The sequence below is a fragment of the Brenneria roseae subsp. americana genome (assembly GCF_003115815.1).
In the GTDB taxonomy this organism is placed as follows: Bacteria; Pseudomonadota; Gammaproteobacteria; order Enterobacterales; family Enterobacteriaceae; genus Brenneria; species Brenneria roseae.
Genome location: NZ_QDKJ01000002.1, coordinates 128,403 through 153,414, shown reverse-complemented (window position 1 = coordinate 153,414; position 25,012 = coordinate 128,403). Strand labels below are relative to the sequence as shown.

Sequence of the window (25,012 nt, the reverse complement as noted above, 5' to 3'; positions counted from 1 at the left end):
TGATGGCGTTCTACGCCAATCCTAACGCCCGTTTTACTGGCGCGAAACTCCGACGGTGGAATTCGGTTGCGCCCAAAGCCGCCAGTTTCTCTAGATGAAACGCGGTTGGATACCCTTTATGTTGTGCAAAACCGTAAGCCGGAAAACGTTTATCCAGTTCCACCATCTCACGATCGCGTGTGACCTTCGCCATAATCGACGCGGCACTGATTTCCGCAACACGGCTATCCCCTTTTACCACTGCCTGGGCAGGCATGGCGAGCGCAGGACAACGATTACCATCGATCAGCACAAAATCAGGTGTGATTGCCAGTCCGGCAACGGCACGCTGCATAGCCAACATGGTGGCGTGCAAAATATTCAAACGATCGATTTCTTCAGGCTCGGCCCGTCCCAGGCTCCAGGACAGTGCTTTCTCTTTGATTTCATCATAAAGCGCCCGCCGACGTTTTTCGCTCAGCTGCTTTGAATCAGCCAAACCGATAATCGGCCGGGAAGGATCGAGGATAACCGCGGCGGTAACCACCGCGCCAACCAACGGCCCGCGCCCTACTTCATCAACACCCGCAATGCAGTGCGCCTGCGGGTAGATAAACATCTCATTCATGATTTCACTAATTCCAGTACGGCCTGAGCCGCCTGCTCGTCCGCGTTGCAACGAATTTGCTGGTGCAACGCTAAAAATGTGGTTTGCAGTTCCGCGGTCTTATCCGCATCCGTCAGCCATGGGAGCAGCGCCTCGGCCAGCTTATCCGGTGTGCAATCGGTCTGTAGCAGTTCCGTCACCAGTTCTCGCCCAGCCAGCAGATTTGGTAAGGACACCCACGGTGTTTTCACCAGTTTCTGCGCCAGCCAGAATGTGAAAGGTTTCATACGATACCCCACCACCATCGGACATTTTGCCAGCATACACTCCAGCGCTGCCGTTCCTGATGCCAGTAGTGCGGCATCGCTGGCGATCATCGCTTCACGGGCCTGACCATCCAGCATATGCACCGGTAAATCAGGCGCAACCGCATTTTTTATCCGCTCAAACTGCTCACGACGTTTTCCGTTAACCAGCGGCACCACAATTTCCAGCGCGGGAAATCGCTGTCTCAGCAGGGCTGCCGTATGAAGAAAATCCGCGCTCAGCATTTCGACTTCCGCACCGCGGCTGCCCGGCAGCAACGCCAGACACAGGGCATCCGGCCCGATGCCCAATGTCGCTCGCGCCGCCGTTTTGTCGGGATGCAAAGGCATCGCATCCGCCATGGTATGACCGATAAAACGGCAGGGAACGTTGAAACGATCGTAAAACGCTTTTTCAAAAGGAAGAAACGCCAGCACCAGATTGGTCGCTTTACCTATTTTGAAAACGCGTTTTTGACGCCAGGCCCAGACAGACGGGCTGACATAATGAATCGTACTGATACCACGCTGTTTCAGATTACCTTCCAGCGTAATATTAAAATCGGGCGCGTCAATCCCGACGAAAACATCAGGCTTGAGTTCGGTGAAACGCTGGGTCAAATCCCGGCGAATTTTGAGCAAACGCGGCAATCGCTCAAGCACCTCAACGATGCCCATCACGGCCAGTTCTTCCATTTCGTACCAGGCTTCGCAACCTTCAGCCTGCATACGAGGCCCGGCGACGCCGACAAAACGAACGTCGGGCACCTGAGCTTTCAGCGCGCGAATCAACCCCGCGCCAAGAATATCGCCGGACGTTTCTCCGGCGACCAATCCGATAACGACAGGACGTTCTGACATAGATTAACGGATGATACCGCGGGTTGAACGCGCGAAGAAATCGATAAACGCCTGCACCGCGGGATGTTCCGCCGCCAGCGCTTCGATCTCCGGTTTTACCTCATCCAGCGTTTTTCCGCTGCGGTAAATCAGTTTGTAGGCAGCGCGAATGGCATGCTGAGTTTCTTTCTCAAAACCGCGACGCTTCAGTCCTTCGATATTCAGACCAAACGGCGTGGCATGATTACCTTGCGCAATCACATAAGGCGGAACGTCCTGCGCTACGCCAGAGCAACCGCCAACCATGACATGCGCGCCGATAATACAGAACTGATGCACCGCCGTCATGCCACCGATGATGGCAAAATCATCAACGGAGACGTGTCCGCCCAGCGTCGCGTTATTAGCCAGAATACAACGATTGCCAATAACACAGTCGTGCGCGATGTGCGTGTTGATCATCAACAGATTATCGCTGCCGACTTTAGTCAACCCACCTCCCTGCTCGGTACCACGGTGGATCGTGACGCTTTCACGAATACGGTTACGATCGCCGATCTCAACGCGAGTCGGTTCTCCTGCGTATTTCAGATCCTGATTCACCTCGCCAATTGAGGCAAATTGATAGATTTCGTTATCGCGGCCAATCTTGGTAATGCCATTAACCACAACATGCGACTTCAGCACCGTACCCGCACCGATCTCAACCTGAGAACCGATATAGCAGAATGGGCCAATATGAGCGCCGGCGCCAATAATGGCACCGTCTTCAACAATGGAACTGGGGTGAATAAAGGCGGTTTGATCAATCACGTTATCAGGCCTCCCGACGACGAGCACACATCATTGACGCTTCACAGGCCACTTCACCATCAACTTTGGCGACACCTTTAAAGCGTGCAACTCCGCGACGCTCTTTAATAAATTCAACCTCCAGGATCATTTGATCCCCTGGCTGTACCGGACGCTTAAAGCGCGCCTCGTCCACAGCCGCGAAATAATACAGCTCGCCAGGCTCCAGTTTACCAACGCTTTTAAACGCCAGAATACCGGTTGCCTGAGCCATGGCTTCCAAAATCAACACGCCAGGAAAAATGGGTTTCCCTGGGAAATGTCCCTGAAAGAAGGGTTCATTGAAAGAAACGTTTTTTACCGCCCGTAAAAATTTCCCTTCTTCAAAATCCAATACACGATCGACCAGCAAAAACGGGAAACGGTGCGGTAATAATTCTAAGATCTCTTCAATATGCAGAGTATGAGTGTCAGTAGTCAAAATACTCTTCCTGTCCATAAAACTGATGCCATCAACAACACGGCCTGCTCAGACCCTAAAAGGGGGGATCTTCAGGCAGGCCGCAAATAAGGATTCGTACGCTGGTACGCGAACATTATCTGATGAAAGACCGCTCGCGTGCACCCGGGCGTTTCGTTTACATCCAGACTATACGTTTCTCATCCAGTATGTTTACACCCTATGAAACAAAACGCCAGCGGCTAATCATGATCGACTTTTCGTTCAACGGCTTTTAACCGTTTGCTTATATCATCAATATTCATCACCAACGCTGCGGTCTTACGCCAAACTTTATTAGGCTGTAACGGAATACCTGAAGAGTATACCCCAGGTTCAGTGATTGGTCTCATGACCATACCCATTCCTGTCACAGTGACTTTATCGCAGATCTCCATGTGACCATTAATCACGCTGGCGCCACCGATCATGCAATAACGGCCAATTTTCAGACTGCCCGCCATAATGACGCCACCCGCCACCGCGGTATTGTCGCCAATCACAACGTTGTGCGCAATCTGACACTGATTATCAATAATTACACCATTACCGATGACGGTGTCATCCAATGCGCCGCGGTCGATCGTCGTGCTTGCGCCGATTTCAACCCGATCGCCAATTCTGACGGTTCCCAGTTGCGGGATTTTGATCCAGTTGCCGCGATCGTTCGCATAGCCAAAACCGTCGGAACCAATCACCGCACCAGACTGAATCAGGCACTGCTCACCCAGTTCAACGTTATGATAAATCGTCACATTCGCCCAAAGCCGGGTACCGGCGCCAATGCGGGCATTTTTACCGATAAAACAACCCGGACCGATGATCACGCCGTCTCCCAACTGCGCACCGGACTCAATCACCGCATTCGCGCCAATCGCGACCTGCTTGCCTAATGCGGCATCTGGCGCAATCACCGCGCTGGGGGCAATATCCGCCGCCGGTTGTGGTGTGGTATCCATCAATTGCGCCATACGCGCATAGGTCAGATAGGGGTTTTTCACTACCAGCGCAGCAACCTGACAGTATGGTAAATCCGCTTCCGTCAGCACGACGGCGGAGGCCTGAGCCCCTGTCAATTGCTCACGATAACGACTGTCAGACAGAAACGTAATCTGTCCTGCCTTTGCCGAATGCATAGAAGCGACACCGGTGATGACGAGATCGCCATCACCGTGTAATTGTGCATCCAACTGTTGGGCTAAATCACCCAGTCGAATTGAATACATGGTTTATTTAACCTGTTTCAGCACATCGGCAGTAATGTCTTTTGCATTGGCGGCATACGCAACCGCGTTAGCGTCAATCACAACATCATAACCTTCTTTGCTGGCAACCGCTTTTACCGCGTCCTGAATACGGCTCAGGATTTTATTGCGCTCTTCCATCTGGCGGCGGCGGTTGTCCTGATCGAAAGCCTGCGCTTTGGTAGAGAACTGCTCGCGCTGAGCCATGACGTCTTTTTCCATTTTGCTGCGATCGCTCGCCTTCATGGTAGAACCGTCACGCTGAAGCTTCTGCATTTTAGACTGCAAATCATTTTCCATTGATTGCAATTCGGAAGCACGGCCTTTGAATTCATTTTCAAGCTGTTTAGCCACCGTTTCACGCTGCGGCAACTGCTGGAAAATGCTGGATACGTTAACAACCGCGATCTTGTCGGCAGCCTGAACGCTTGCAGATGCAGCCAATGCTAAACCGAGGCCTGCGGCACACAACCACTTTTTCACTATAAACTCCTCAACCTAACCTAAATTGTGTCTTAACACATTCAATGTGCATAGCGTCATAGCATTATCAGGATTCCTGGCTATGCCCACCATGCGATTTGTCTTGCATACGACCTGCCGACGTCACATTACCAGGTTTTGCCAATATTAAACTGGAACTGTTCCGACTTGTCTCCATCGTACTTTTTAACCGGCTGGGCATAGGAGAACACCAATGGCCCAAGCGGAGACATCCATTGCAAAGCGATCCCGCTGGAAATACGGAAATTGTTCGGTTTACTATAATCAGGAACGCCTGCGGCCAATGTGGCGTCCGTATTTTTCCAGTTGGTATCCCAGACTGTACCACCATCGACAAACAACGACGTACGTACTGAGCTGGCATACTTGTCACTGATAAACGGTGTCGGTACGATCAGCTCGGCACTCAGAACCGCCATGGCGTTACCGCCGACCGCATCGTCCAGATTGCTTGAATCTATCGGGCAGTTGGCATAAGACGACTCGCTGCCGTTACACAGGTAATAAGCAGCCTTGGGACCGATGGTATTCGATTGGAAGCCACGTACCGTACTGGAGCCACCGGCGTAGAAGTTGTCATAGAATGGCACTTCTTTTCCACCCAGGCCATCCGCATAACCCGCGCGGCCTCTTCCCATAACGACCCACTTACCGCTGTCGGTCAGCGGATAATAGGTCGCTGAATCAAACGTCAATTTATAGTATTCGTTGTCTGAACCCGGAATGGCGACCTTGGCGTTGGCGGAAGCCCGCGTACCTTTGGTCGGGAAGTAGCCGCGATCCAGATTGTTATATGCCCATCCGGTATTCAGGAAGAAGTCGTTCGCTTTAAAATCCGCGCTGGACTTATTGTTCTCGCCCACCACGTCCGGATTAACGCCGACAGAATCCAGATAACGCCACATGGCGACCTGCGGCTTCATGTCAGACAGGTCATTATGAACATAATCCAGACCGAGGCGCAGCGAGTTATTTTCGTTGATCGGGAAACCTAAAGTACTGCCGACGCCATAGCTGACGTTGGTATAATCGGACAGATCCGCATCATACGCTTCAAACTTGTTATAGAAGATACGGCCGCCGAGGCTAACGCCATCGACGGTAAAATACGGATCGGTCAGTGACAGTTCAACATAGGTCTGGTAATCGTTTTTCGTCCCGCTGATACCCACCGAGTTACCGGTTCCCAACCAGTTATCCTGCTGGACACCCGCCTGGAAGCTGACGCCGCTTTCAGTACCAAAACCAACGCCGAAGTTAAATGTCCCCGTGTTACGCTCTTTGACTTTATAAGTCACATCAACCTGATCGGCAGTACCGGGCACACGCTGAGTTTCTACATCAACGGTTTCAAAGTATCCCAGACGATTAAGACGCTCTTTACCCTGTTCAACCAGATCGTTACCTAACCAGCCGCCTTCCATCTGACGCATTTCACGCCGCAGGACGGAGTCTTTGGAAGTATCGTTACCTTCGAAACGGACTCGACGGACATAGAAGCGATTACCGGCATCAACGTTGATGTTCAGCTTCACGCTTTTATCGGCGTCATTGATTTCCGGCTGGGTGACAACACGCGGATAGGCATACCCATAGCGGCCCAGAAGCTTTTTGATGTCCTCTTCCATACGGGTAACTTTGGTGCCGTTATACAATTCACCGGGCTCGATTTTAGTCAGCCCTTCAATTTCAGCAGAATGACCGGCCAGATTACCCTTAACGGCGACACCAGAAAGCTTGTATTGATCGCCTTCCGTCATGTTGATGGTAATGTATATGCCTTTTTTATCAGGCGTCAGACTGACCTGCGTCGAATCGATGTTGAAGCGGGCATAGCCGCGATCCAGATAGAAGCTACGCAGCGTTTCCAAATCGCCGGACAGTTTCTGTTTCTGGTATTTGCGATCGCCGACCACGTTCCACCACGGCACTTCATCGCGCAGTTGGAAATGAGAAATCAGTTCATCGGAGCTGAAGGCTTTATTACCGACAATATTGATTTGCTGAATCTTGGCGGACACGCCTTCCGTGAACACCAGCTTCAGATCAACACGATTACGGGGCAACGGCGTGACAACGGCTTTCACCGACGCGCTGTATTTACCCACGCTGTAGTAGAAATCTTCCAGTCCTTTCTCGATGCTGGAAAGCGCGGTACGATCCAGCGCTTCGCCGACACGCACGCCAGAGGCTTCCAGATTCTCCTTCAGCATGTCGTCTTTCACCGACTTGTTGCCGGAGAAAGTGACGCTGGCGATTGTCGGACGCTCTTTCACCTGCACAATCAGCGTTTCGCCATCGCGCAGGACGCGAACATCTTCAAAATTTCCGGTAGCGAACAAAGCACGGATGGTATTACCGATATCATCATCACTGATGGTATCACCAACGCGGACAGGCATACTGAGTAATGCCGCACCGACGGCAACCCGTTGCAGGCCCTCGAAATGAATGTCCTTCACTACGAACCCGTCTGCACCGTATACGGTGGCGCTGCTGAACAGCAGCGACGCTATGAGCAACTTTTTCATCGCCATCGTTGTTATGCGTTTTTCCTAACCTAATCTCACGCTTAGAGGCGAGAGAAATCATTGAAAAGTGCGAGCCCCATTAACAGCAGCAGCAACACAGTGCCGAGGCGGTAACGAAAGTCCTGCACACGCTCAGAAACCGGCCTGCCCTTCAGTTTTTCAACTGCAAGGAAGAGCAGGTGTCCACCATCCAATACCGGCAGAGGGAACAGATTGATGATCCCCAGATTGACGCTGATTAACGCTAAAAACATCAGATAATAAATCAATCCATAATCTGCTGACATTCCCGCCCCCTGAGCAATCGAAATCGGACCGCTCAGGTTATTCAGCTTAACATCACCCGTTATCAGTTTACCCAACATACTGACGGTCAATTTCATCAGTTGCCAGGTTTTATCCGTCGCCTGATAGATGGCACTAAACGGCCCGTACTGACGTACCGTTTTGTATTCTTCAGGCAGCGGGGCCACTTTAGGTAACACACCCGCAAGCCCTTCAACCTTACCATTGCCAACAGGTTTACTGTCGGGAGTCAACGTCAGAGGCAGCGTTTCGCCTCCCCGTTCGACATCCAACGCAATACTTTGCTCCGGATTGTCACGCACGGCAGTGACAAAATCACGCCAGTGCGTCAACACCTGCCCGCCGACTTTAACTATCCTGTCCCCAACTTGCAAACCCGCTTTTTCTGCTGCCGATCCTGACTGAATCTGAGTCAATACTGCCTCAATCTGCGGTCCGCGGGGAACCATCCCCAGAGACATGACCGGATCCTGCTTGTCAGGCTCAAACTGCCAATCACGCAAATCCAGCGTTTTCCGTACGGTCTGGCTGGAACCTAAAGGCGCAGCGTCAATGACGACTTCGCGGCTACCAATCTTACCGATCAATGCCAGACGAGCCGTATCCCAATCAGGCGTTTCGATACCATCAACCGACTTTAGTTCAATTCCTGCTGACATTTCCGCCTGAGAGGCGATGGAGTTGGGTAATATTTCACCAACCACGGGCCGCACACCGGGTACACCGATAATAAATACCAGCCAATACGCGACGATGGCAAAAAGGAAATTGGCAACGGGGCCCGCGCTGACGATAGCCGCACGCTGCCAGACAGTTTTACTATTAAATGATTGGTGGCGAAGCTCTGGCGCGACGGTATCGACTCTCTCATCAAGCATTTTGACATAGCCGCCAAGCGGGATTAGCGCGATGACATATTCCGTGCCAAGCCGATCCCGGCGACGCCACAAGGCCCGGCCAAAACCAACGGAAAAACGCTCAACTTTAACGCCGCACCGACGAGCTACCCAGAAGTGGCCAAATTCATGCACGGTGATCAACACACCCAGTGCGATGATAAAAGCGGCCAGACTCCAAAGGAAATTCATCATACTCTACCGTTTCATCCTAAACAGCTTTAAATATCAACAGCATCAGACAGGAAAATACCGGTACGGCTGCTGTCAGGCTATCAATACGATCCAGCACGCCACCGTGTCCGGGGATCAAATGACTGCTGTCTTTAATACCGGCTTCACGCTTGAACATACTTTCGGTCAAATCACCCAGCACCGAAGCCAGGGCCGCCACAATAGAACAAATCAACAACGTCGACGGCGCCACGGTCAAGGGAGCATAGTGGCTAAACAACAAGGAAATCACGGCTGATGTGACCAACCCGCCGACAAGACCTTCCCAGGTTTTTCCCGGAGAAACCTTTGGCGCCAGCTTGCGTTTGCCAAACAGTTTGCCAAACATATAGGCGCCGCTGTCTGCCCCCCACACCAGCAACATAACGTACAACAACCACCATGCGCCGGTAAAAGGATTCACATCATAATTATATTGGCGAAGTGCGACCATCCCCCAGAAAAAAGGAACTATCGTCACGATCCCGAACACCAGCCGCAGAACGCGAGAATGTCGCCACAGCGATGCGGAAGCGGGATAAGACAAAACCAGAAACAGCGCAACACCCCACCAGACTAAAGCGCTCCAGAGCGCGGCGCTGATTTGCAGGATATGAACCGAATAATGATATGCCGGAAGGGTCAACAGCATCAGCGCCAGTAAAAAACCACATAAAATGGCCAACCAGAGCCGTTGTCCATAGGTGACAAACCCTGACAGTTGTCCCCATTCCCAGGCCGCCAACATGCAGACGGCCAGCGTAACCAGCGTAAATCCCAGCGGGGGCAACAAAAACAATGCCGCGATAACAATCGGAATTAAAATTAGAGCAGTAATCAGGCGATACTTCAGCAAAAGTTCCCCCTAGGATGCATCAGCATCGATAGGTGTTGTTCCCCCGAAGCGACGCTCGCGTTGTGCAAATGCATTCAGCGCACCTTCAAAGACTTGTTCATCGAAATCAGGCCAAAGGACATCGGTAAAGTAAAGCTCGGCGTAAGCAATTTGCCACAGCAAAAAGTTACTTATGCGATGTTCTCCACCGGTTCTGATCACCAAATCAACCGGAGCCAGCTCATTCAGGCAAATATATTGGCATAGTGAATCTTCATCAATGCTGTCAGGACGTAATGTCCCTTCCTGTACCTGCTCTGCAAGCCGCCTTACTCCCTGAATGATATCCCAACGACCGCCATAATTCGCAGCAATATTCAGTGTCAGGCCCTGATTATTTTTTGTAAGCGTTTCCGAACGATGAATCCGCTCTTGCAAACGCAGACTAAAACGACTGATATCGCCAATGATCCGCAGGCGAACATTGTGTTTGTGCAGGCTTTTCACTTCACTATCCAGCGCCCGGACAAAAAGCTCCATCAACGCCGTAACTTCCTGGGCAGGGCGATTCCAGTTTTCACTGCTGAACGCATAAAGCGTTAATGCATCAAGTTCATGACTAACGGCAAAACTCACCGCCCGACGCACAGATTTTACGCCAGCCTGATGACCAAAGATCCGCAGTTTTCCCCGGTTTTTCGCCCAGCGGCCATTCCCATCCATGATAATGGCGACGTGCCGTGGTTTGGCAAACGACAGATTATCAGCATTTTTTTGATTATCGGACGGCATAACGCGTACTTATTTCCTCAAGTAAGAAATACAACAGTCCTTCCGTAACACCAGACCCCGTTAGCGCAAAAAAAGCCGTGAACGATCACAGCTTAACTTTATACTACCGCCGGCGCTAAGCATGTCACATAGCCGACCATTGAGTGGCGCAGACTATACCACCTCAACCGCACATGAACAAATTGTGCCTTCTGAATACGTTATCGACTCTGTCCGCACTGCATCAGCACTTGCGTCGCGGCTTGCCTTGCCCAGAAATCGATAGCAAGAACCTCATCAACACTCGCCGGCTCGGGCAATGTAAGTTGATCCATCACATGCTGATTAATGGCGGCAATATCCGTAAAGCGAATCTGCGCCTGTAAAAATGCGGCGACAGCAATTTCATTAGCAGCATTCAGCGCGGTGGTCGCCGCCTGACCATGATTGCAGGCATCTATCGCCAGCTGTATACATGGATAGCGCGCATAGTCCGGTGCGGAAAACGTCAGTGCTCCCAACTGGCAGAAGTCCAGAGCCCTGGCACCTGACGTGACTCGCTCGGGGTAAGCCATCGCATGTGCGATCGGTGTTCGCATATCTGGCGAACCTAACTGCGCCAGTACGCTGCCATCACGATAACGCACCATTGAATGAATGACGGACTGGGGATGAATGATGACTTCCATTTGTTCCGCGGAGGCATTAAACAGCCAGCGGGCTTCGATATATTCCAGCCCTTTGTTCATCATGGTGGCAGAATCAACCGAAATTTTACGTCCCATTGACCAGTTCGGATGCGCACAAGCCTGGTCGGGCGTCACATCCGCCAACGCCGATATCGCCGTTTCGCGAAATGGCCCACCCGATCCCGTCAGGATAATGCGCTCAACACCGTGTTGTGCTAATGAAGAATAGCCTAATTGACGCTGAATTTGCTCAGGTAAACTCTGAAAAATCGCATTATGTTCGCTGTCTATCGGCAGGATCTTTGCATTGCCCTGGGCTACCGCATCCATAAACAAGCGTCCACAGGTAACCAGAGACTCTTTATTCGCCAACAAAACCTGTTTGCCCGCCCGAATGGCCGCCAGCGTTGGCAACAACCCCGCCGCGCCAACAATCGCCGCCATGACCTGATCAACATCATCCAGAGCCGCCAGCTCACATGCCGCCTGCTCTCCGGATAACACTTCAGTCCGGCATCCATATTGAGCCAATTGTTCACGTAACCTTTTGGCCGCCACTTCATCCGCCATTGAGGCGTAAGCCGGATGAAACGTCAGGCATTGTTCCAGCATAAGCTCGACGTTACGCCCGGCCGACAGCGCTTTGACTGCAAATTTGTCTGGATTTGCCTGAATAACCGCCAGCGAGCTGACGCCGATAGAACCAGTAGAACCAAGAATTGTCAGTTGCTTCATTGAAATGCTCTGAATAACTGGATTTGATTACAGGAAGGTACACCAGTCTGAGAAGATTGCCATGACGAGCCCATAATATTTATGAGAAAAGATGTCCCGGCAAAAAATGATTTACCGCCCAACGGGGCTGGTCTGCACCAACGAATTTGATAAAAATAAAACGCCGCCGGAAAAGACGGAAGAATACATTCCCGCCCTTCCTGCGACGCTTATCAGGCTAATGGAATTAAAACTCCATCAGTTCCGCTTCTTTCTCTGCCAGTGCGGTATCCACTTTCTTGATGAAAACATCAGTCAGTTTCTGGATATCATCCTGAGCACGACGTTCTTCATCTTCACTGATCGCTTTGTCTTTCAGTTGGGCTTTCAGTTTATCGTTGGCATCACGGCGCACGTTACGCACGGAAACACGCCCTTGCTCAGCTTCACTGCGCACAACCTTGATCAGGTCTTTACGACGTTCTTCCGTCAACGGCGGCAGCGGAACGCGAATGACCGTACCAGCGGAAGACGGGTTCAATCCCAAATCGGAAGTCATAATCGCTTTCTCAACCGCCGGACCGAGTGAACGATCAAATACGGTAATCGCCAGCGTACGAGAATCTTCCACGACGATGTTAGCCAACTGGCGCAGCGGCGTAGCACTGCCATAGTACTCAACCTGAATGCCGTCGAGAATACTGGGTGATGCGCGGCCAGTACGAATTTTGCTGATCTGGTTTTTGAAAACCTCTACGCATTTTTCCATGCGCGTTTCAGCATCTTTTCTAATTTCATTAATCACGTTGTGAACCCTTGAATACTGGTTGCCTGACAGGCCACGCGCCGCATGACCCGGTGAATAATTAATACCAGCGAGAACTGGCGGTCTCCCCTTAAAACTCAAAGCTGATGGTGTACTCAGCGCTTTTCACTTACCCCGGCGAACCGATGAGGACCGCCCAGGTTCGTTCGCTGACTATCTGACGACCGCTTAAGTCATGTCGGGTAGACACTATCTTCTGTCAACAAAACAGGATATTACCTTATTTTTAAGGTTATCCGTTATTACTGATCAACGTCCCTTCTTTCTCTCCCATGACAACCCGGCGCAACGCGCCTGGTTTGTTCATGTTGAAAACTCGAATAGGCAGGTTATGATCGCGAGCCAGTGTGAAAGCGGCCAAGTCCATTACTTTTAACTCACGCTCCAACACTTCCTGATAGCTCAGCGTTTCATACAGGGTCGCAGAAGGGTCTTGTACCGGATCGGCAGAATAGACGCCATCTACTTTTGTCGCTTTCAGCACGACGTCGGCTTCAATCTCAATGCCGCGCAGGCAGGCTGCCGAATCTGTCGTAAAGAAAGGATTGCCGGTACCGGCCGAGAAGATCACCACGCGGTTATTGCGTAACAAGCTGATAGCCTCTGCCCAACTGTAATTGTCACATACGCCGTTCAGCGGAATAGCCGACATCAGGCGAGCGTTCACATAGGCGCGATGCAATGCATCACGCATCGCCAGACCATTCATCACGGTTGCCAGCATTCCCATGTGGTCGCCCACAACACGGTTCATACCCGCCTTCGCCAGACCGGCACCACGAAACAGGTTGCCACCGCCGATAACCACACCGACCTGGATGCTCAACTCAACCAGTTCTTTTACTTCCTGAGCCATGCGATCCAGAATGCTCGCATCGATACCAAAACCTTCTGTTCCCTGTAAAGCTTCGCCACTTAGCTTAAGCAGGATTCGTTGATATACGGGTTTTGCATTGGTTGCCATGGTGTTTGTCCTACAGGCTGTCGTCGTATTGGGAGTTATTACCGTCACACTTCATCCTTCACCAGAGTGTGAACGATCAAATGTACTGAAATTATTTTGGCTGGATAAAAAGGAACCGCCAACTGGCGGCCCCTTTTTTTACTATTAAGACTGCTTACTCATTGCTGCAACTTCAGCAGCAAAATCAACTTCAGCTTTCTCAATACCTTCACCCACTTCAAAACGGATGAAGCTGATTACGTCAGCTTTGTGCTCTTTCAACAGATCGCCAACGGTTTTGCTTGGGTCCATAACGAAATGCTGACCGGTCAGAGAGATCTCACCGGTGAATTTACGCATACGGCCTTCAACCATTTTCTCTGCGATTTCACGCGGCTTGCCAGATTGCACCGCGATATCCAACTGAATCTGGTACTCACGAGCGACTACATCAGCAGGAACATCTTCAGCTTTGACATATTCAGGTTTGCTGGCAGCGATGTGCATAGCAATGTGCTTGATCAGTTCGTCATCAGCACCTTTGGCCGCCACCATAACGCCGATACGCGCGCCGTGCAGATAAGAACCCAGCACGTCGCCTTCCAGGATAGCGATACGGCGGATATTGATGTTTTCACCAATTTTAGCCACCAGCGCAGTACGCTGTTCTTCAAATTTCGCTTTCAGAACGTCAACATCGGAAATGCGATCGTTCAAAGCCGCAGCGGCAACTTCTTCACCGAACGCTTTGAAGCCGGCATCTTTGGCAACGAAGTCGGTTTCGCAGTTCAGCTCAACGATGACGCCATATTTGCCGTCTGCAGAAATCTTAGTCAGGATAACGCCTTCAGCAGCGACGCGGCCTGCTTTCTTGGCAGCTTTCGCCTGGCCAGATTTACGCATGTTGTCGATAGCCAGTTCAATGTCGCCATTCGCTTCAACCAGCGCTTTCTTACATTCCATCATGCCTGCGCCAGTACGCTCACGCAGTTCTTTTACCAGGGCAGCGGTAATTTCAGCCATTATCTTTTCCTCGGTTATCTCGCGGGGAGATAAGTAAAAAAGGGGCCTTGACAGGCCCCTCTAACCAACATATGTCAATACCTGGTTAATAAGGGCTCCAATGAGCCAGCCTTATTATTCAGCTTCTACTAAGCCTTCTTCTGCCTGCTCAGCCAGATCTTGAGAACGGCCTTCGCGGATGGCAGTAGCAACAGCGCTCAGGTACAGGCTAACTGCACGGATTGCGTCATCGTTACCAGGGATAATGAAGTCAACGCCATCTGGATCGGAGTTGGTATCAACGATAGAAAATACCGGGATACCCAGGTTGTTAGCTTCTTTGATTGCAATGTGCTCATGATCGGCATCAACAACGAACAGCGCGTCTGGCAGGCCGCCCATGTCTTTGATACCGCCCAGGCTGTTTTCCAGCTTGTCCAGTTCACGAGTGCGCATCAGCGCTTCTTTCTTGGTCAGCTTGTCGAAAGTACCATCCTGGGATTGAGTCTCCAGATCTTTCAGACGCTTGATTGACTGACGAACCGTTTTCCAGTTAGTCAGCATACCGCCCAACCAACGATGGTTCACGAAGAACTGGTCGCAGCTGTTGGCAGCGTCTTTTACCGCTTCACTTGCTGCGCGTTTAGTACCAACGAACAGAATTTTGCCCTTGCGAGAAGCAATTTTGCTCAGCTCAGCCAGTGCATCGTTGAACATCGGTACAGTTTTCTCAAGGTTGATGATGTGCACTTTGTTACGGGCACCGAAGATGAACGGCTTCATTTTCGGGTTCCAGTAACGGGTCTGGTGACCAAAGTGTGCGCCAGCCTTGAGCATATCGCGCATGGAAACAGTTGCCATGATTACCTCTATAAATTAAGTATGGGGTTAAGCCTCCACGTGTCCCATTGCGCCGACTCCGCAGGTCGAAAACCTTTGGAGCACCCCGGCGAACGTGCCGACACGTGTGTGTTATATACACAAAGTGAGTTTAGTCGATGCGGTCAGATATCATACAAAAATATCCAGCCGGATCATCGGCGCGCTTTATACCATAAATCCCCCCGAGACACCAACTTTTGTTGCGCATCGCGCCGCCACTCGGAATGATAATTTGGCAAGCTAATAGCCGGGCTGATAACATAAGTTATTACTTTATCACCGACCTTAATTCCTGTGGCTTGCGCAGGACACCTTGCGGACAATATTTAATGGCAATATCAATCAAAACTCCTGAAGACATCGAGAAAATGCGCGTCGCCGGACGCCTGGCGGCTGAAGTACTGGAAATTATCGAACCTCATGTTGTTCCGGGCGTGAGTACGGCAGAGCTGGACCGGATCTGCCACGACCACATCGTTAATAAACAGCATGCGATTTCCGCTAGTCTGGGCTATCACGGTTTCCCGAAATCGGTCTGCATTTCCGTTAATGAAGTGGTCTGCCACGGCATCCCCAGCGAAGAAAAAATCCTGAAAAACGGCGATATCGTCAATATTGACGTAACCGTTATCAAAGAGGGTTTTCATGGCGATACCTCGAAGATGTTCATTGCGGGTAAACCGACGATTCTGGGCGAGCGCCTCTGCCGCATTACCCAGGAGAGCCTGTATCTGGCATTGAAAATGGTGAAACCCGGCATCCGCCTGCGTTCTCTCGGTAAGGAAATCCAGAAGTTTGTCGAAGCAAACAGCTTCTCCGTCGTCCGTGAATATTGTGGCCACGGGATTGGCGCCGGGTTCCACGAAGAGCCCCAGGTACTGCACTACGATGCGGATGACGGCGGCGTCGTTTTGCAGCCCGGCATGGCGTTTACCATTGAACCCATGGTCAACGCCGGTGATTATCGTATTCGGACCATGAAAGACGGTTGGACGGTTAAAACCAAAGATCGCAGCTTGTCGGCACAATACGAGCATACGATTGTGGTAACCGAAAACGGCTGCGAAATCATGACGCTGCGCAAAGATGACACCATCCCCAATATCATCACGCATCAGGAATAATACCGAGCCGGCAAATGCCGGCTTTTTATTATGGCGCATCTTTCCGCCTGCTGATTTCCGAGCAGCCACGCCCCTTCGGGCCGTCGCAAGCGACGTTTAAAATCGCTCCCGGCGATTTTTTATGGTGGGCGATCCTTGCCCGCCACCCTTCGGGTCGTTGCAAGCAACGTTTAAACTCGCTCCCGGCGATTTTTTATGGTGGGCGATCCTTGCCCACCCCCCTTCGGGTCGTTGCAAGCAACGTTTAAAATCGCTCCCGGCGATTTTTTATGGCAGTCTGTCTTGACCATGTCGCTCCATTGCATTGAAAGCGGCATTTAACATCACTCACAGCGATTTGTTATGGGCTGCGCATTATGATCCAAAAAAATCTTTCGCCAGATAATCCTGCGCAATCCACCGTGGTTGCTCAACCTCCAGCCTCGCCGCTGACATACAGCGACGATATGCTGAACTGCCAGACGCTGAAACGGCAACTGGAACAATTTCAAAGCTGGTTAGGCTGTGAATTCAAATCCGGCGTCAGTGCGGAAACGCTGATTGACGCCAGGACGCTTTTCATCGATCGCCTGCTGCAACGATTATGGTTCTTTTATGGCTTTGAAAAAATTTCACAGACCGCACTGGTCGCGGTTGGCGGCTATGGTCGCGGCGAGCTACATCCGCTTTCCGATATTGACGTGCTGTTTCTGAGTCAGAATAAACTTAGCGAACAAGATTCACAGCTCGTCGGCAAATTCATCACCTTACTGTGGGATATTAAACTCGAAGTCGGTCACAGCGTCAGAACGCTGGAAGAGTGCCTCCAGGAAGGTCGAGCCGACATTTCCGTTGCGACCAACCTGATCGAATCGCGCATGATATGCGGTGATGTTGCGCTGTTCCTCAATTTGCAGAAACAGGTATTCAGCGAAGAATTCTGGCCGTCGTCAGACTTCTTTCCGGCGAAAATCGCCGAGCAGCAGGAACGTCATCAACGCTATCACAGCACCAGTTACAATCTCGAACCCGATATCAAAAGCAGCCCGGGGGGATTGCGCGATATTCATACCCTATTGTGGGTGGCACGCCGTCATTTTGGTGCGACCTCGCTGGATGAAATGGTGGGCTTTGGCTTTTTGACCGAAGCGGAACGCAAAGAGCTGAATGAATGCCAGAGCTTCCTATGGCGTATTCGGTTTGCCTTACACCTGATGCTGCCACGCTACGATAACCGGCTGCTGTTCGACCGACAGCTCAACGTCGCGCAGTTGCTGCAATATCAGGGAGAAGGGAATGCGCCGGTAGAGCGCATGATGAAGGACTTCTTCCGTATGACTCGCCGCGTTAGCGAGTTGAATCAGATGCTGCTGCAATTGTTTGATGAAGCCATTCTCGCGCTGGAAGCCAATGAAAAACCGCGAGCGATCGATGAAGAATTTCAACTGCGCGGCAGTCTGATCGATCTGCGTGACGAGACGCTATTTATCCGTAAGCCGGAAGCCATCATGCGCATGTTTTACCTGATGGTGCGTAACCGCGATATCACGGGGATTTATTCGACTACGCTACGTCAGCTTCGTCATGCCCGACGCCACCTTGCCAGTCCGCTGTGCACCATTCCCGAAGCCCGGCATCTGTTTATGAACATGCTGCGCCATCCGCATGCCGTGAGCCGTGCGCTGCTGCCCATGCACCGTCACAGCGTACTGTGGGCCTACATGCCGCAGTGGGGAAATATCGTCGGGCAGATGCAGTTTGATTTGTTCCATGCCTACACGGTTGATGAACATACCATCCGGGTACTGATGAAGCTGGAAAGTTTCTCCGATGAAGAAACCCGTGCGCTCCATCCGCTGTGCGTAGAACTCTATCCTCGTTTGCCGCAGCCAGAATTACTGCTGCTCGCCGCCCTGTTTCACGACATCGCCAAAGGCCGCGGCGGCGATCACTCCGAACTGGGCGCGCAAGATGCGCTCGAATTTGCCGCGCTGCACGGATTGAACTCACGGGAAGCGCAGCTGGTTTCCTGGCTGGTGCGCCGTCATTTACTTATGTCGGTTACCGCACAGCGTCGGGATATTCAGGATCCGACGGTTATTCAGCAATTTGCCACCGAAGTACAGAGTGAAACGCGTCTGCGCTATCTGGTCAGTCTGACCGTTGCGGATATCTGTGCGACCAATGAAACGCTGTGGAACAGTTGGAAACAGAGCCTGTTGCGTGAACTCTATTTCGCTACGGAAAAACAACTGCGCCGGGGAATGCAAAATACCCCGGATCTGCGCGAGCGCGTACGCCACCATCGTCTACAGGCGCTGGCCCTGTTACGGATGGATAACATTGATGAAGAAGCGCTGCATCATATCTGGGGTCGTTGCCGGGCCGATTATTTCCTTCGTCACTCGCCAAACCAGCTGGCATGGCATGCCCGTCATCTGCTGGAACACGATACCAATAAACCGATGGTGCTTATCAGTCATCAGGCAAGCCGGGGCGGCACGGAGATCTTCATCTGGAGCCCGGATCGGCCTTATCTGTTCGCAGCGGTTGCGGGCGAGCTGGATCGGCGCAATTTAAGCGTTCACGACGCCCAGATTTTTACCAGCCGGGACGGCATGGCGATGGATACCTTTATCGTGCTGGAGCCGGACGGCAGCCCGCTGGCGCAGGATCGCCACGAAATGATTCGTCATGCGTTGGAACAGGCGCTGACACAGCGTGATTATCAGCATCCGCGCATGCGTCGCCCTTCGCCGAAGCTACGTCACTTCAGCGTTGCCACCGAAGTCAATTTTTTGCCCACGCATACAGACCGGCGCAGCTATATGGAGCTCAGCGCACTCGACCAGCCCGGTTTATTGGCCCGTATCGGCGAAATTTTTGCCGACCTGAATCTTTCATTGCACGGCGCCCGGATCTCCACCATTGGCGAGCGGGTAGAAGATTTATTTATCCTCGCTGACAGCGACAGGCGGGCTCTCAAGCCGGAATTGCGTCTTAAATTGCAAGAACGGTTGACAGAGGCCCTAAACCCAAACGATAAAGTACCATTGAGTTAATTTTCACAATCAGGAAAGAGAAAACAGGATGCACCAACAACTACAGAACGTTATCGAAACTGCTTTCGAGCGCCGCGCCGAGATCACACCGGCAAGCGCAGACACCGTAACGCGTGAAGCGGTCAATCAGGCTATCAGCCTGCTGGACAGCGGTGCGTTGCGTGTCGCGGAAAAAATTGACGGCCAGTGGGTCACACATCAATGGCTTAAAAAGGCCGTGCTGCTCTCTTTTCGTATTAACGATAACCAAATTATTGAAGGCGCGGAAACCCGCTATTACGACAAGGTTCCGATGAAGTTCGCGGATTATGATGAGGAACGTTTCCAGCGCGAAGGCGTGCGCGTTGCTCCTCCCGCCAGCGTGCGTCGTGGTGCCTTCATCGCCCGCAATACCGTTCTTATGCCTTCTTATGTCAATATTGGCGCCTATGTTGATGAAGGTACGATGGTGGATACCTGGGTAACCGTCGGCTCCTGCGCCCAAATCGGTAAAAATGTCCACCTGTCGGGCGGCGTCGGCATTGGCGGCGTACTGGAACCGTTACAGGCCAACCCGACCATCATCGAAGACAACTGCTTTATCGGGGCCCGTTCCGAAGTGGTTGAAGGCGTTATCATTGAAGAAGGTTCCGTCATTTCGATGGGCGTTTTCATCAGTCAGAGCACCCGAATTTACGATCGCGAAACAGGCGAAATTCACTACGGCCGCGTACCTGCCGGGTCAGTGGTGGTATCCGGAAACCTGCCGTCCAAAGATGGCAGCCATAGCCTGTACTGTGCGGTGATTGTGAAAAAAGTGGATGCGAAAACCCGCGGTAAAGTGGGCATTAATGAGTTATTACGCTCTATCGACTAAACTGAATCTGGCGGGTTATTTAACCCGCCATTTTTTATGACGGGCATCCTGTCCGTCACCCTGCGGGCCGTCGCCGGCGACGTTTAAAATCGTTCCCGGCGATTTTTATGGCGGGCCGTCACAGATGGAACGAACCGTTTATCAGTATGATAAACGCGTTATTTTAAAATCAAAAAGGTGGCGCTATGTATGACAATCTGAAAAGCCTGGGGATAACCAATCCCGACGACATTGATCGCTATAGCCTGCGCCAGGAGGCCAGCAACGACATTCTGAAAATATACTTCCGCAAAGACAAGGGCGAGTTTTTCGCCAAAAGCGTGAAGTTCAAATATCCGCGCCAGCGCAAAACCATCATGGCCGACAACGCGGGGCAGGGTTATAAAGAGATCAACGAAATCAGTCCAAACTTACGTTATGTCATTGATGAGCTTGATCAAATCTGTCAGCACGAACAGGTGGAAGTGGATCTGAAACGCAAAATCCTTGACGATCTGCGTCATCTGGAAAGCGTTGTTTCAAACAAAATCGCCGAGATTGAAGCCGATTTGGAAAAACTGAGTAAAAATCGCTGATTACCCCCACCGATCTCTTCAACGAAAACGGGAGCTTAATCTCCCGTTTCTCATCTTACTGCGCCTCTACCAACTCAGCCCACTGCTCAACCCACGGGCAGGAGAGCACTTCCGGCTCCGGGTGTTCGATAGCATCAATGTTCAAAACATCACCAAGACGTTTAGCGCCGATCTCCCGCAGTAACTCATCAAACTGATGACCGCCGCCGCAAAAGTTCTCGTAGCTACTGTCACCCAGCGCAATCAATCCATAGCGCAAATCCGGCTGATAACCCCCCTTCTCGCGCAGCGCCACGTACAAAGGCGCAATCGAGTCAGGCAGTTGCCCCTGCCCCGTCGTCGACGTCACCACCAGCACGTAACGCTCACGATACTCAAACCATTCCTCCAGCGAGGCATCCTCAAAAACCTTAACCTCATGTCCGCGTTCTCTGAGGATATTCTCCGCTTCTTCAGCTACCAGAAGTGCATTCCCGTAGACCGTACCAACAAAAATACCAATCTGCGCCATGCTTGACTCCCTTTTATTTAATGCCTGATGAGATGAAATGCCCGCTATCCTGACCCGATGCGTCAGGAAACTCAACCCTTTCAAAGTCAGGGAGAATGCCTTGCCAACCGAATTGCGACATTACACCCTGCCATGGCGAATCCCAACGGGCCCGCAAAGTAAGCCACGCCCCGCTCACCGGATGGGGCAAATTCAACTGGCTGGCATGCAACATCAATCTGCCGCAGGCAAAATTCGCTTCCATCCCACGATTCTGTCGCAAATCGCCATGTGTGCTGTCACCGATAATGGGATGGCGAATATGCGACATATGACGACGCAACTGATGCTTACGCCCGGTTTGGGGCGTCAACTCCAGCAGGCTATACCGTGATGTCGGATAGCGGCCTATTGCCACGGACATCTCCGCCTGAGCCAGAGAACGATAATGACTGACGGCAGGCTGCGGCGCTTTATCGGGGCTGGAAAATTTATCCGCGATTTTATCCAGTTCTTCCGTCAGCGCGTAATCAATCACCCCGTCATCTGATACATAGCCCCGCACCACCGCGTGATAGATTTTCTGCATCTGATGTTGTTCAAACTGTTGAGACAATGAACGCGCCACGTCGCGGGATAACGCCAGTAGCAGTACGCCTGATGTCGGCCTGTCCAGGCGATGAACCGTATAGACATGCTGACCAATCTGATCGCGCAGGGTCTGCATCACCACGACTTTTTCTTTACGATCCAACCAACTGCGGTGCACCAGCCAACCAGCAGGCTTGTTGACTGCAACCAGATGATCATCCTGATAAATGATTTCAAGCATCGCTGTTTTCATCAGAAGCGCCGTCTTCATCAAGATCAAAACGCCCTTGCTCATTCTTGATGAACAGCGTATCGAGTTGACCGACACACAGCAAAACAGGCTCGATATCTTCCGGGGCGCCATCCAGCGCTTCTTCGAAATAAGGTAACAGTAAGAATTTTTCAGGTAGCGGTGCGCCGCTATCCAGTAATGCATGCATACGCGGCAACAGCACCCACTGGAGCCACTGAACGGCAGACATCGTATCGATGCAGAAGGGTTCAACGCTGTTAAAAGCCGCTGCGTCCGGTGGCGACACTTCCCAGAAAGGGCTATCTCTTAAAACGCGTTCAAGATCGAATAAAGACTGACGAACCTGACTCTCTATACTCATGCGGTTTCTCACGACTAAAGCCTGTTCAATAGGCGGCAAAGCATAGCATTGATATCAGTCTCGCCCAATATTCACACTTTGGTGAACCCTACGCTAAAAATAAGCAAAAAAATGGGGGTACTGATTACCAGTACCCCCGATTCGTTTTATAGCTATCCCGCTACACTTTTGCATCCCTGCTCATCCGTGAAAACTTTTCCGTGGCGGTCTTCCTAACCCACTATCCGTGTAGTCGTCCGACTTTCTTCCTGACTTGGCCATCCTGTATCATCCATGATTCAATCCCTTTAGGCTCCAGCCCCACCGACACTCCTCGTCGGCTCTCAGTCTCCGTCCTGGAGGTGTCCCTGATTTCATCCTGAAAACGCGTTTCATCCTGAAAAGTACAGGTGTACCAAGCGCATCATAACTGGTCCACCGATTACTGATAATAACCGTCAAATCCACTGTAACCGGTTACTAACTTAAGTAATAAGATGTATTAATTGTTAGGGTTCGGCAAGAGGTAAATGACAATGTTTATCAAAAAGCTTTCTGGAAAAAGAAAAAGTTTAAACATAATAGCCTAATTAATAATGAAAAAATAAAAATCACACTCAACCTTCAGATGAAAGATGAGATATATCGCACAGTAAATGTAAGAGATCTCTCACGCGACCGAAAGTGAAACACGATTAATCATTAGCTTATCTGCGGACAAAGTCCCGAGAGAAACCCGGCCAAAGTGGGAGCCAGAATCTGATGCCGCTTTGTACCAAACTCTTCCAGAAGAACCTGCCCGGAAACATTACACAGCGACACCATCGTCATTTCGGAATCCGTGGTCGCCAAAAATAATGTCGGCGATAACTTCAGGCGCTTCTGAGTCAGCAGGTGCCCAATCAGATTTTCCTGCATGCGGATGAAATCGCCTTCACTCCAGACCTGTAGCAGAGTACATGAACGCGAATCGAATTGTGCCGTCATATCACCCGCATATTGGGTGGTGTAAAAAGCATGAATATCCGGATGCAGGCTGATATCCAATGCTCTCTCGACGCCATCCAGCGCAGAGGCAGGCGAAAACAGCTGCGGCAACCAGTAAACCGTCTCTTCCCGGGTTTCGATAATGCAGGTGGAAGGCACGCCATATAAAGCGTCGCTGGCGGGAGAATGGCCGGTTTCCCGCTGCCAGAGTTCAATATAACGCTGGGTAAATGCTGCCAATGCCTGGGAGACGTCACAATCCATAATTTTTCTCATCGTTCTGTTAGTCGGGTTACACTACGCGCCATGATATCTTTTTAATCAGGTAACAGCATGTCCGTCTATGACAAGCATCAGGCCCTGAGCGGGCTGACGCTGGGGAAACCCACACCTTATCACGATCGTTACGATGCCGGACTATTACAACCGGTGCCACGCAGTCTTAATCGCGAGCCGCTCGGCATTTTCCCGGATAGTCTGCCGTTCCATGGCGCCGATATCTGGACACTCTACGAACTTTCCTGGCTCAATCCAAACGGCATACCCCAGGTGGCCGTTGGTGAAATGCGTCTGGAGGCGGATAGCCTGAACCTGATTGAGTCTAAAAGCTTCAAACTTTATCTCAACAGTTTTAATCAGACCCAATTTGATAGTTGGGAGGCGGTTCGCACGACCTTGATAGCGGATCTTGGCCGCTGCGCACAAGGTCAGGTCAGCGTCACACTGTTCAAGCTCAGCGAACTGGAAGGTTTGCCGATTGCCCGGTTTGCAGGGGAATGCATCGACGATCAGGATATCCGTATCGACAGCTACGAATTTAGCGCGGACTACCTGATTCCCGGCGCATCGGATGAGGCCTCGTCGATGGAAGACGATCGGGTAGTCGAAGAAACGCTGGTCAGCCATCTGTTGAAATCAAACTGCCTTATTACCCACCAACCCGACTGGGGTTCAGTGCAAATCCACTACCGTGGCAGACGAATCAACCGGGAAGCCCTGCTGCGTTACATCGTGTCGTTCCGCCATCACAATGAATTTCACGAGCAATGCGTGGAGCGCATTTTTAACGACCTGATGCGTTATTACCAGCCGGAAACCCTCAGCGTCTATGCCCGTTATACTCGTCGGGGCGGGCTGGATATCAATCCGTGGCGCAGTAATACTGCGTTTATCGCACCGGATGGGCGGCTACCACGTCAATAAATGCGAAACATTACGCAACATTATGTTTTGGCACACAGCCATGATTGGAAAAAATGATGGCACCACGTTAAGGTGAAGCAATGGGAAAGTCTGAAGGCCAGAGATCATACTTTCCCAAAGCCTCTGTACCGGCATGAGTCTTTTCCGCCATCAGCGGAATGGCGGATTATATTT

General features: G+C 51.3%; 24 protein-coding genes. 5 read left to right on the top strand and 19 right to left on the bottom strand.

Annotated features, from left to right (window positions below):
* Nucleotides 1-10 precede the first annotated feature (10 nt).
* The 15 genes from rnhB to rpsB all read right to left on the bottom strand — a co-directional run bounded on the left by rnhB (nucleotide 11) and on the right by rpsB (nucleotide 15,357).
* A complete protein-coding gene (gene rnhB / locus B4923_RS02630) occupies nucleotides 11-607 on the bottom strand; it encodes a ribonuclease HII (RefSeq protein WP_109052812.1) in 597 nt (198 codons plus the stop codon).
* The gene (gene lpxB, locus B4923_RS02625; RefSeq protein WP_109052811.1) at nucleotides 604-1,752 is read right to left on the bottom strand and encodes a lipid-A-disaccharide synthase; all 1,149 of its coding nucleotides are present in this window, start codon (nucleotides 1,750-1,752) and stop codon (nucleotides 604-606) included. Before lpxB ends, rnhB begins: the two co-directional genes overlap by 4 nt.
* Before the next feature lie 3 nt (nucleotides 1,753-1,755).
* A complete protein-coding gene (gene lpxA / locus B4923_RS02620) occupies nucleotides 1,756-2,544 on the bottom strand; it encodes an acyl-ACP--UDP-N-acetylglucosamine O-acyltransferase (protein ID WP_109052810.1) in 789 nt (262 codons plus the stop codon).
* Nucleotides 2,545-2,548: 4 nt separating this feature from the next.
* Entirely contained in the window at nucleotides 2,549-3,022 is a 474-nt protein-coding gene (fabZ, locus tag B4923_RS02615; RefSeq protein WP_196238423.1) for a 3-hydroxyacyl-ACP dehydratase FabZ, read from the bottom strand.
* Nucleotides 3,023-3,225: 203 nt separating this feature from the next.
* Nucleotides 3,226-4,248 (bottom strand): UDP-3-O-(3-hydroxymyristoyl)glucosamine N-acyltransferase, encoded by a 1,023-nt coding sequence (gene lpxD / locus B4923_RS02610; RefSeq protein ID WP_109052808.1) that lies wholly within the window; start codon nucleotides 4,246-4,248, stop codon nucleotides 3,226-3,228.
* Between the two features lie 3 nt (nucleotides 4,249-4,251).
* Entirely contained in the window at nucleotides 4,252-4,749 is a 498-nt protein-coding gene (skp, locus tag B4923_RS02605; protein WP_109052807.1) for a molecular chaperone Skp, read from the bottom strand.
* Nucleotides 4,750-4,877: 128 nt separating this feature from the next.
* A complete protein-coding gene (gene bamA / locus B4923_RS02600) occupies nucleotides 4,878-7,307 on the bottom strand; it encodes an outer membrane protein assembly factor BamA (protein ID WP_109052806.1) in 2,430 nt (809 codons plus the stop codon).
* Between the two features lie 35 nt (nucleotides 7,308-7,342).
* Complete coding sequence (gene rseP / locus B4923_RS02595) at nucleotides 7,343-8,698, bottom strand: sigma E protease regulator RseP (protein ID WP_109052805.1); 1,356 nt, start codon at nucleotides 8,696-8,698, stop codon at nucleotides 7,343-7,345.
* Between the two features lie 16 nt (nucleotides 8,699-8,714).
* Nucleotides 8,715-9,572: a phosphatidate cytidylyltransferase gene (gene cdsA, locus B4923_RS02590; protein ID WP_109052804.1), complete on the bottom strand. Its 858-nt coding sequence runs from the start codon at nucleotides 9,570-9,572 to the stop codon at nucleotides 8,715-8,717.
* Nucleotides 9,573-9,581: 9 nt separating this feature from the next.
* Nucleotides 9,582-10,343 carry a (2E,6E)-farnesyl-diphosphate-specific ditrans,polycis-undecaprenyl-diphosphate synthase gene (gene ispU / locus B4923_RS02585; RefSeq protein WP_109052803.1) on the bottom strand — a complete coding sequence of 254 codons (762 nt, stop codon included), beginning with the start codon at nucleotides 10,341-10,343 and terminating at the stop codon, nucleotides 9,582-9,584.
* Nucleotides 10,344-10,543: 200 nt separating this feature from the next.
* Entirely contained in the window at nucleotides 10,544-11,746 is a 1,203-nt protein-coding gene (gene ispC / locus B4923_RS02580) for a 1-deoxy-D-xylulose-5-phosphate reductoisomerase (RefSeq protein ID WP_109052802.1), read from the bottom strand.
* 226 nt (nucleotides 11,747-11,972) lie between these two features.
* Entirely contained in the window at nucleotides 11,973-12,530 is a 558-nt protein-coding gene (gene frr, locus B4923_RS02575) for a ribosome recycling factor (protein ID WP_109052801.1), read from the bottom strand.
* A gap of 253 nt (nucleotides 12,531-12,783) precedes the next feature.
* A complete protein-coding gene (pyrH, locus tag B4923_RS02570) occupies nucleotides 12,784-13,515 on the bottom strand; it encodes a UMP kinase (protein WP_109052800.1) in 732 nt (243 codons plus the stop codon).
* Between the two features lie 144 nt (nucleotides 13,516-13,659).
* On the bottom strand, nucleotides 13,660-14,517 hold the full coding sequence (tsf, locus tag B4923_RS02565; protein ID WP_109052799.1) for a translation elongation factor Ts: 858 nt from the start codon (nucleotides 14,515-14,517) through the stop codon (nucleotides 13,660-13,662).
* A 114-nt stretch (nucleotides 14,518-14,631) separates the two neighbouring features.
* Complete coding sequence (rpsB, locus tag B4923_RS02560; protein WP_109052798.1) at nucleotides 14,632-15,357, bottom strand: 30S ribosomal protein S2; 726 nt, start codon at nucleotides 15,355-15,357, stop codon at nucleotides 14,632-14,634.
* Nucleotides 15,358-15,707: 350 nt separating this feature from the next.
* On the opposite strand from rpsB, the gene map reads away from it, so the two are divergent.
* The 4 genes from map (at nucleotide 15,708) to B4923_RS02540 (ending at nucleotide 20,974) form a co-directional block, all read left to right on the top strand.
* Nucleotides 15,708-16,502 (top strand): type I methionyl aminopeptidase, encoded by a 795-nt coding sequence (gene map / locus B4923_RS02555; protein ID WP_109052797.1) that lies wholly within the window; start codon nucleotides 15,708-15,710, stop codon nucleotides 16,500-16,502.
* 356 nt (nucleotides 16,503-16,858) lie between these two features.
* Nucleotides 16,859-19,543, top strand: coding sequence for a bifunctional uridylyltransferase/uridylyl-removing protein GlnD (gene glnD, locus B4923_RS02550; protein WP_109052796.1), 2,685 nt, complete (start codon nucleotides 16,859-16,861; stop codon nucleotides 19,541-19,543).
* A gap of 28 nt (nucleotides 19,544-19,571) precedes the next feature.
* Nucleotides 19,572-20,399, top strand: coding sequence for a 2,3,4,5-tetrahydropyridine-2,6-dicarboxylate N-succinyltransferase (gene dapD, locus B4923_RS02545; RefSeq protein ID WP_109052795.1), 828 nt, complete (start codon nucleotides 19,572-19,574; stop codon nucleotides 20,397-20,399).
* A gap of 185 nt (nucleotides 20,400-20,584) precedes the next feature.
* Nucleotides 20,585-20,974: a DUF3461 family protein gene (locus B4923_RS02540; RefSeq protein ID WP_109052794.1), complete on the top strand. Its 390-nt coding sequence runs from the start codon at nucleotides 20,585-20,587 to the stop codon at nucleotides 20,972-20,974.
* Nucleotides 20,975-21,029: 55 nt separating this feature from the next.
* On the opposite strand, the gene B4923_RS02535 is transcribed toward B4923_RS02540, so the two are convergent.
* From B4923_RS02535 to syd, 4 genes are all read right to left on the bottom strand, one after another.
* Entirely contained in the window at nucleotides 21,030-21,485 is a 456-nt protein-coding gene (locus B4923_RS02535; RefSeq protein ID WP_109052793.1) for a flavodoxin, read from the bottom strand.
* Between the two features lie 13 nt (nucleotides 21,486-21,498).
* A complete protein-coding gene (truC, locus tag B4923_RS02530) occupies nucleotides 21,499-22,296 on the bottom strand; it encodes a tRNA pseudouridine(65) synthase TruC (RefSeq protein WP_109052792.1) in 798 nt (265 codons plus the stop codon).
* A complete protein-coding gene (locus B4923_RS02525) occupies nucleotides 22,289-22,669 on the bottom strand; it encodes a YqcC family protein (protein ID WP_109052791.1) in 381 nt (126 codons plus the stop codon). The genes truC and B4923_RS02525 overlap by 8 nt, the downstream gene beginning before the upstream one ends.
* Nucleotides 22,670-23,350: 681 nt before the next feature.
* Entirely contained in the window at nucleotides 23,351-23,899 is a 549-nt protein-coding gene (gene syd, locus B4923_RS02520) for a SecY-interacting protein (protein WP_109052790.1), read from the bottom strand.
* A 69-nt stretch (nucleotides 23,900-23,968) separates the two neighbouring features.
* Between syd and queF the strand changes: the two genes are divergently transcribed.
* Entirely contained in the window at nucleotides 23,969-24,838 is an 870-nt protein-coding gene (gene queF, locus B4923_RS02515) for an NADPH-dependent 7-cyano-7-deazaguanine reductase QueF (RefSeq protein ID WP_109052789.1), read from the top strand.
* Nucleotides 24,839-25,012: the final 174 nt, after the last annotated feature.

Bases quoted from the DNA above. Each gene is read 5' to 3' on its own strand.
- rnhB (WP_109052812.1), bottom strand. From the start codon at position 607: ATGAATGAGATGTTTATCTACCCGCAGGCGCACTGCATTGCGGGTGTT.
- lpxB (WP_109052811.1), bottom strand. From the start codon at position 1,752: ATGTCAGAACGTCCTGTCGTTATCGGATTGGTCGCCGGAGAAACGTCC.
- fabZ (WP_196238423.1), bottom strand. From the start codon at position 3,022: ATGGACAGGAAGAGTATTTTGACTACTGACACTCATACTCTGCATATT.
- lpxD (WP_109052808.1), bottom strand. From the start codon at position 4,248: ATGTATTCAATTCGACTGGGTGATTTAGCCCAACAGTTGGATGCACAA.
- bamA (WP_109052806.1), bottom strand. From the start codon at position 7,307: ATGGCGATGAAAAAGTTGCTCATAGCGTCGCTGCTGTTCAGCAGCGCC.
- rseP (WP_109052805.1), bottom strand. From the start codon at position 8,698: ATGATGAATTTCCTTTGGAGTCTGGCCGCTTTTATCATCGCACTGGGT.
- ispU (WP_109052803.1), bottom strand. From the start codon at position 10,343: ATGCCGTCCGATAATCAAAAAAATGCTGATAATCTGTCGTTTGCCAAA.
- ispC (WP_109052802.1), bottom strand. From the start codon at position 11,746: ATGAAGCAACTGACAATTCTTGGTTCTACTGGTTCTATCGGCGTCAGC.
- pyrH (WP_109052800.1), bottom strand. From the start codon at position 13,515: ATGGCAACCAATGCAAAACCCGTATATCAACGAATCCTGCTTAAGCTA.
- tsf (WP_109052799.1), bottom strand. From the start codon at position 14,517: ATGGCTGAAATTACCGCTGCCCTGGTAAAAGAACTGCGTGAGCGTACT.
- rpsB (WP_109052798.1), bottom strand. From the start codon at position 15,357: ATGGCAACTGTTTCCATGCGCGATATGCTCAAGGCTGGCGCACACTTT.
- map (WP_109052797.1), top strand. From the start codon at position 15,708: ATGGCAATATCAATCAAAACTCCTGAAGACATCGAGAAAATGCGCGTC.
- glnD (WP_109052796.1), top strand. From the start codon at position 16,859: ATGATCCAAAAAAATCTTTCGCCAGATAATCCTGCGCAATCCACCGTG.
- dapD (WP_109052795.1), top strand. From the start codon at position 19,572: ATGCACCAACAACTACAGAACGTTATCGAAACTGCTTTCGAGCGCCGC.
- B4923_RS02540 (WP_109052794.1), top strand. From the start codon at position 20,585: ATGTATGACAATCTGAAAAGCCTGGGGATAACCAATCCCGACGACATT.
- B4923_RS02535 (WP_109052793.1), bottom strand. From the start codon at position 21,485: ATGGCGCAGATTGGTATTTTTGTTGGTACGGTCTACGGGAATGCACTT.
- truC (WP_109052792.1), bottom strand. From the start codon at position 22,296: ATGCTTGAAATCATTTATCAGGATGATCATCTGGTTGCAGTCAACAAG.
- B4923_RS02525 (WP_109052791.1), bottom strand. From the start codon at position 22,669: ATGAGTATAGAGAGTCAGGTTCGTCAGTCTTTATTCGATCTTGAACGC.
- syd (WP_109052790.1), bottom strand. From the start codon at position 23,899: ATGGATTGTGACGTCTCCCAGGCATTGGCAGCATTTACCCAGCGTTAT.
- queF (WP_109052789.1), top strand. From the start codon at position 23,969: ATGTCCGTCTATGACAAGCATCAGGCCCTGAGCGGGCTGACGCTGGGG.